The 6,538-nt window shown below is 55.8% G+C and carries 7 protein-coding genes; 5 read left to right on the top strand and 2 right to left on the bottom strand.

Translation table 11 applies throughout. From position 1 onward, the window contains the following. A partial coding sequence (gene gdhA / locus Q0J75_RS04905) for an NADP-specific glutamate dehydrogenase (protein WP_297197515.1) occupies nt 1–1,058 on the bottom strand: 1,058 nt, incomplete at its 3' end. Between the two features lie 292 nt (nt 1,059–1,350). On the opposite strand from gdhA, the gene Q0J75_RS04900 reads away from it, so the two are divergent. The 4 genes from Q0J75_RS04900 to Q0J75_RS04885 all read left to right on the top strand — a co-directional run bounded on the left by Q0J75_RS04900 (nt 1,351) and on the right by Q0J75_RS04885 (nt 4,557). Next, the gene (locus Q0J75_RS04900; protein ID WP_297197512.1) at nt 1,351–1,824 is read left to right on the top strand and encodes an RNA polymerase sigma factor; all 474 of its coding nucleotides are present in this window, start codon (nt 1,351–1,353) and stop codon (nt 1,822–1,824) included. Then, nucleotides 1,821–3,140: an anti sigma factor C-terminal domain-containing protein gene (locus Q0J75_RS04895; RefSeq protein ID WP_297197509.1), complete on the top strand. Its 1,320-nt coding sequence runs from the start codon at nt 1,821–1,823 to the stop codon at nt 3,138–3,140. The genes Q0J75_RS04900 and Q0J75_RS04895 overlap by 4 nt, the downstream gene beginning before the upstream one ends. A gap of 61 nt (nt 3,141–3,201) precedes the next feature. After that, a complete protein-coding gene (locus Q0J75_RS04890) occupies nt 3,202–3,795 on the top strand; it encodes an AAA family ATPase (protein ID WP_297197506.1) in 594 nt (197 codons plus the stop codon). A 315-nt stretch (nt 3,796–4,110) separates the two neighbouring features. Next, nucleotides 4,111–4,557, top strand: coding sequence for an Hsp20/alpha crystallin family protein (locus tag Q0J75_RS04885; protein ID WP_297197503.1), 447 nt, complete (start codon nt 4,111–4,113; stop codon nt 4,555–4,557). A 1,008-nt stretch (nt 4,558–5,565) separates the two neighbouring features. On the opposite strand, the gene Q0J75_RS04880 is transcribed toward Q0J75_RS04885, so the two are convergent. Next, nucleotides 5,566–5,808 (bottom strand): hypothetical protein, encoded by a 243-nt coding sequence (locus Q0J75_RS04880; RefSeq protein WP_297197500.1) that lies wholly within the window; start codon nt 5,806–5,808, stop codon nt 5,566–5,568. A 516-nt stretch (nt 5,809–6,324) separates the two neighbouring features. On the opposite strand from Q0J75_RS04880, the gene Q0J75_RS04875 reads away from it, so the two are divergent. After that, nucleotides 6,325–6,528: a hypothetical protein gene (locus Q0J75_RS04875; protein WP_297197498.1), complete on the top strand. Its 204-nt coding sequence runs from the start codon at nt 6,325–6,327 to the stop codon at nt 6,526–6,528. Nucleotides 6,529–6,538 lie beyond the last annotated feature (10 nt).

The raw sequence follows: 6,538 nt of genomic DNA, 5'->3' as shown, positions 1-6,538 counted from the left end.
GAGGGCATATTGGCGCCCTCGGCCACGGCGAAGCAGCCGTGCTCCACCAGAGCCTTGGCGCCCTCCAGGGGCAGCTCATTCTGGGTGGCGCAGGGAAGCGCGATACCGCAGGGGACGGTCCAGATGCCCTGGCAGCCCTCGTAGTACTTGGCGGTGGGAACATAATCCAGATAGGTCTTGATGCGGTCCCGCTTGACCTCCTTGATCTCCTGGATGACCTTGTAGTCGATGCCGTTCTCGTCCACAATATAGCCGTTGGAATCGCTCATGGCAATGACCTTGCCGCCCAGCTGGGTGGCCTTCTGGTTGGCGTAGATAGCCACGTTGCCCGAGCCGGAGATCACCACGCTCTGGCCCTGGAAGGACTTCCCGGCGGCCTTGAGCATCTCGTTGGTGAAGTAGCACAGGCCGTAGCCGGTGGCCTCGGTACGGGCCAGGGAACCGCCGTAGCTCAGGCCCTTACCGGTGAGCACGCCGTTGAACTCATTGCGGATGCGCTTATACTGGCCGAACAGATAGCCGATCTCACGGGCGCCCACGCCAATATCACCAGCGGGTACGTCGGTATCGGGGCCGATGTGGCGCTGCAGCTCGGTCATGAAGGACTGGCAGAAGCGCATGACCTCGTTGTTGCTCTTGCCCTTGGGGTCAAAGTCGGAGCCGCCCTTGCCGCCGCCCATGGGCAGGCCGGTCAGAGAGTTCTTGAACACCTGCTCAAAGCCCAGGAATTTGATGATAGACAGGTTGACCGAGGGATGGAACCGCAGGCCGCCCTTGGAGGGACCGATGGCGGTAGAGAACTGCACCCGATAGCCCCGGTTTACCTGAACATTGCCCTTGTCATCCACCCAGGAAATCCGGAACAGCAGGCTGCGCTCAGGTTCTACCATGCGCTCAATGACACCGGCCCGGGCCAGATCGGGCTTCTGATTGAACACAGGTTGAAGGGACTCCAGCACCTCGCCCACAGCCTGAAGGAACTCGGGCTCATGTGCGTTTTTGGTGCAGACGTTCTCATAAATGCCCTGCAGGTACGAATTGGTAAAAGTAAATGCCATGTTGCCAAACCCCTTTGCCTGGCGGCCCATAGTGGCCGGACCAGCCTGATTTTGTCACATTGAACGCGGTATGGAAGGATACGCGCCGTCATGTTGGTGCTATTATAATGCGTTATCCCAAAAAATGCAAGAGAAAAATGCGAAGTTGCAAAAACCGCCGAGTATTTTCGTGAAAGCTGGCAACTATTGCACCAATCTGCACTTTAGCGTGCAACGGAATGACGGAATGTAACCTTTTTCCCGTTGGAGCGTTATATGGTTGAAAGGGGGGAGAACATTGGAGCCCCATCGGTTGGAAGAGCTCTACCAAAGGTATGCCGGGGAGCTGTATCTCTATGCGTTTTCCCTCTGCCAGGAGCGCGCCCAGGCCCAGGACCTGATGAGCGAGGCCTTTTGCCGGGCGCTTCTCTCCCTGGAGGGAACGGAAGACGGCTGGCGGGGATGGCTCTTCAAAGTGTGCCGCAATCTGTGGCTGGATCAGCTCCGCCGCTGGAAGCACCTGACCGGGGAACCGCCTGACCCGGACCGGCTGGCGGGGGACGGGGATCTGCTGGCGGACTTGATCCGGGAGGAAACACGGCGGACGGTTTACCGGGCGGTTCAGGATCTGGCCCCTCTGGACCGGGAGGTCATCACCTTATACTACTATGGTGAGCTATCTCTGAAGGAAGTGGGAACGGCTATGGGCATCAGCCCCGGAGCGGCCCGGACTATGCTGTGCCGGGCCCGGAAAAAGTTAAAAATCAGATTGGAGGGAGCACTATGACATTCCGGGAATTGCTGGAGAAATACAAAAACGGCACCGCTACGGAGGATGAGCGGGCCCTGGTGGAGGAAGAGCTGGAGAAAAGCGAGGCCATTGCCGACTATCTGGCAGAGGGCCTGGAGGAACTGGAGGAAGGCGGAGGCTCCCCGTCCGCCGCCAGCGCGGAGGTCAGACAGGTAAAACGGACTGTAAACCGCAGGCTGCGCCGCACCGCTCTGTGGGCGGCGGCCGTGGTGCTGGCAGCGGTATTGGTGGTGCAGTTGGTGGTCAACCCCCTGGTGTCCTCCTTCTATTACCGGCCCAATGCCCAGACGGTGGGCCAGAACGAGGTACGGGAAGAACAGGTAGACTTTGTAATCGACAAAACCTCTGTGGCTGTCGATCAGACCATCACAACGGTGGACAACGGCAGTGATGTGGAGGTGGACCTGCCCGCTCTCTATGAATTGATGATGCCGGGCCTGACCCCCACCAATATTCAGACCGAGGCCGAGGGTTTTGGGCGATACACCATTTCCTATGATGCGGTGGATGGGCTGACCGGGACCGCTGAGCCTGTAACCCGGAAGCTGGGGCCCGGCTCCTACAGAAGCGAGGCACAAAGGCGCTGGGGGGACTATACGTTGTCTATGCTGGATCACACAGCCCCTGCCTTGAACCCGGAAGAAGATGGACGCTCCAATTCGACCACCCAGGCCGTGGAGCACCTGACCATGCTGCCAAAGACGGCCTTTGTGGCGGCCTGGGTCCACTTCCCGGAGGATCTGACCTGCGTCCAGTTTGCCAAACTGGCGGACTCCTATGAATCAGGCGGCAGCAGTGAGATTTTCTTCCGTTGGGCGGGTGTGCGAGTCTCGGATTGGAATGCATCCACCGGCAGTTTGGCGCAGTTCCTGGGGATTGTTCCGGAGGATGCGGCCATGGAGTGTGAGCGGGTATCCCCCTCCTGGGAGGAATACCCCATGTTTGATTACTGGCAGTACCTGGCCGAGGGCGGAAGAAGTTCCTTCGGAGACAGGGCCTATATGCATACCGGCGCATTGGCGGAGGAGCACTTCAAAAGCGTACTGGCCTATGCGGCCGACCGGACCGAGGCGGTCCAGGCACTGGTAGGACCCATCCAGGAAGGCAAACTGTGGGACTTTGGTACTGCCCAGAGCTATATAGAGGAGAACGGCGTGCGGATCGGCGGCGCACTGGTTTACAGTGAGCCCCAGGCTCTGCTCAGACTGTATGAGAACGGGGAGATCGACAACCTGTCCCTGGAACAGGTCCTGCCCTCCCGCTACTCGGCCAGGCCGGAGTTCCACCGGTAAAAAGTGCTTTGACGAATGCCTCCAACTGTATTATACTAAAGTCAGGATAGGAGGTGTCCTTATGAAACACATCGTCATTACCATCGGCCGTGAATATGGCTCCGGCGGACGGCTCATCGCCAAAAAGCTGTCCGATGAGATGGGCATCACGTTCTACGACAAACAGCTGATTACCGACGTGGCGAAAAAGACCGGCTTTTCGGAACATTTTATCCGCAACGCCGAGCATCAGCGCCCCACCAACAGCTTCCTCTACGATCTCTATACCAGCGTGCAGACCCCGTCTATTCCGGACCAGGTCTTTATCGCCCAGGCCAAGGTCATCAAAGAGGCGGCTGCCCGGGAATCCTGTGTCATTGTGGGCCGCTGCGCCGACTACATTCTCCGGGATCAGCCCAACTGCCTGAAGGTGTTTGTCAACGCGCCTTTGGATCAGCGGGTCCGCCGGGCCCGGGAGGAATACGGTGTGCAGGAGAACAATCTGGAGAGCTTTGTCCTCCGTCAGGATAAGGCCAGAGCCTCCTATTATAACTACTTCGCCACCGGACGCTGGGGCCAGAGTCGGGAATATGACCTATGCATCAACAGCCGGATCGGCATTGACGCCTGTGTGGCAGTCATCCGGTCCGCCGCCCTGGCCATTACGGAAACTTGAGCTTCTTGAAACGGCCTGTACCCGCTGTGCCGCAGCGGGTACAGGCCTCTTTATATAGGCAAAATCAGATAAATTGTAAACAAATATTGTGGATTGTGTGAATATTAGCACTCTCTGCTTGACAGTGCTAATATCAGTGCTATAATAAGGGTGTCCTTGAGAGAGGGGGCCGAAAGGAACCCCATCCAGAGACGATGTACCATATCAGATGTCCGGCCGACACACCATTGGCCGGGAACAGGTAACAAAAGCTCGCCACCGCGAGGGTTCTTCCCCTCAGCTACGAGCCGTCGAGAATGAATGGAGGTATGACTTATGTTACCTAGCATTTTTGGTGAGAATCTGTTCGATGACTTTTTCCAGGACCCCTTTGATATGATGCCTGCCTTTCCCTCCCACAACCCGCTGTATGGGAAGCACGGCAAGAACCTGATGAAGACCGATGTGCGGGAGACCGAGAGCACCTATGAACTGGACGTGGATCTGCCCGGCTTCAAGAAGGATGAGGTCCAGCTGGAACTGAAGGACGGCTATCTGACCATCAGCGCCGCCAAGGGGCTGGATAAGGACGAAGAGGAAAAGAACGGCCGCTATCTGCGGCGGGAACGCTATGTTGGTCAGTGCAGCCGCAGCTTCTATGTAGGCAAGAGTGTGGAGCCCAAGGATGTGTCGGCCAAGTTTGAAGACGGCATCCTGAAGGTCACTTTGCCCAAGGTGGTGCAGCAGCAGCTGCCGGAGAACCATACCATTGCGATTGAGTAAGCGGTCGATCCAAGCGCCCGCCGCGAACCTGCGGCGGGCGCTTTTCTTATAAATTCCGAATTTTGTAAAAGCAACCTCTTGAACACGCCATTCCCATTGTGTTATGATAATTTTGTCTTTGATTCGCCTCCGCAACCAGCGGTTGCGCAACTCTCTTTTTAGCTACCATCAATACGCATTATTTTAATGTAATCTCTACTTATTTGAGAACTATTTTTCTTGTATTTTATGCCGCTATTTTCTCGTGTCAATTTGCTTTAAGGGAAAAAATAAGGGAAAACAAAAGGGTCTTGCCGACGCAAGGCCCTTTTCCTTTAGATCAGGCAGAGGCCTACTCCTGAAAGTTACACTCGCCAGGGATCACCACCCGCTCGTTTCGCTGGTGTAAAAAACGGACGCCACCAGTTCACCGGGGGTCCATGCATCGCTCTTGGAGCAGGAGTAAACACGGGACCGCCGCGCCGATCAGCGCGGCCAGGGGCACTGTAGCCCCGCCCCTGGCCGCCTGGGCACATTATTCCAACCCTTGCGCCCGATCTAATTATGTGGTATTCTGACTTTGGCGTTGTCGGATAGTAGCGGTCAGCCCTCTTGATGGAGGGCAGCTTCTTTGTCCTCCAATCTTCGGAAAGGAGGGCTGCCCAATGGTTACATATTCTGACCTTATTCAGATTGGTATTCTCATTGTTGGTATTATAGGCCTCTTTATGAGCCGTAAAAAGAAATGACCGCCGGCACCCTGACAAGTACGGCGATCACTTCAAACTACTCTAAGGGCTGACCGTATCCGGCAACGCCTCTTTCTATTTTCATTATAGGCCGATATTGCCATACTGTCAAGCCCCGGGCCTCGCCAGGGGCCTTTTCTTTGCCCCTGGTAGGCATCCACTGTCCCCACGCTACCCTTCTGGAGCGGGACAGGTTGAGAGATACCCGCATGGCCCAACAGCACCGCCAAGACGGCCAGGAGCCCGCCACGGGAAACTTCCACCCAGTCAGCCCCGGGCGCTATGTCTGGTGCATTTCCTTTTCTCTCTGCCCGCCGCCAGCAGCAGCCACAGAAGCGGCGTTGTCCCGCTCCATGGTTTCCCCTATGGCCCTGTTGATAAAGCCGTTCACACTCTCGCTGTGGGCCTCTGCATGGGCTTTAATTTCATCTTTTCGGCCTTTGGGGACGGTCAGGTTTATGCGGTCGTAGGTTTTCTCAATCCACTTGTTCGTTGCCTTCTGCTGTGCCTTTGATACAGTCATGATACACCTCCTTTTCATTGTACTATTACACATATTATATTTCGTTTGTATACTTGCGTAAATATATAAAATCACCAAATATACTTGCGCAATTATGTATATTGTGCGCATTGATATAATTACGCAAGTATATTATACTTTATTGTGTCAGAAGGGCAACGCCCCCCAGACAAAAAGCCCGCCCCACCTGCTGGCACAGGGGAGCGGGAGAAAGGAGGCACACCATGAACACGTTGAAGCGGTTCGGCGGCACATGGTACGCCAACGGCAAGCCCTATATGGACTTGCACAGCGCTGTAATCACCTTACACGGCTAATACAGCGGGCCGGGGGAGCAATCCCCCGGCTACTCTTTGATTTTATCAGAAGCCAATCAAAAATGCAATAGGAAGGACTATACATGAACATTGATGAAACCCGGGTGGAGATTTCCGCACTGCTGGAGCGGGCCAACCTCCGGCAAGTGTCCCTTGTACTCCGCATTGTACGTTCTATCGTTGGAAAGGGGGCGCAAGTATGACCCGTGTGGATAAAATGCGCCGCTATATTGAACTTACCGGGGTTACATACAGCGATTCCACCCCGTATCAAATGAACATTGCAGAAATGATGGACCTCCGCGCCCTGGTGGAAGAGGCCCCTATGGACGCCTTGTGCCTTGCGTTTACCTATGGTCGGGCCAAAGGGGAACGCCACGCAAGAGCGGAGAGGCGGGCCTAAACTGTACACT

This window comes from uncultured Flavonifractor sp., from assembly GCF_944385615.1.
Taxonomy (GTDB): domain Bacteria; phylum Bacillota; class Clostridia; order Oscillospirales; family Oscillospiraceae; genus Flavonifractor.
The sequence above is the reverse complement of the archived record's forward strand: the minus strand, read 5'-3'. Positions and strand labels throughout refer to the sequence as shown.

What these genes read in the sequence shown, in the direction of transcription:
- Q0J75_RS04895 (WP_297197509.1), top strand. Translation starts at nt 1,821, where the DNA reads ATGACATTCCGGGAATTGCTGGAGAAATACAAAAACGGCACCGCTACG.
- Q0J75_RS04885 (WP_297197503.1), top strand. Translation starts at nt 4,111, where the DNA reads ATGTTACCTAGCATTTTTGGTGAGAATCTGTTCGATGACTTTTTCCAG.
- Q0J75_RS04880 (WP_297197500.1), bottom strand. Translation starts at nt 5,808, where the DNA reads ATGACTGTATCAAAGGCACAGCAGAAGGCAACGAACAAGTGGATTGAG.
- Q0J75_RS04875 (WP_297197498.1), top strand. Translation starts at nt 6,325, where the DNA reads ATGACCCGTGTGGATAAAATGCGCCGCTATATTGAACTTACCGGGGTT.
- Q0J75_RS04890 (WP_297197506.1), top strand. Translation starts at nt 3,202, where the DNA reads ATGAAACACATCGTCATTACCATCGGCCGTGAATATGGCTCCGGCGGA.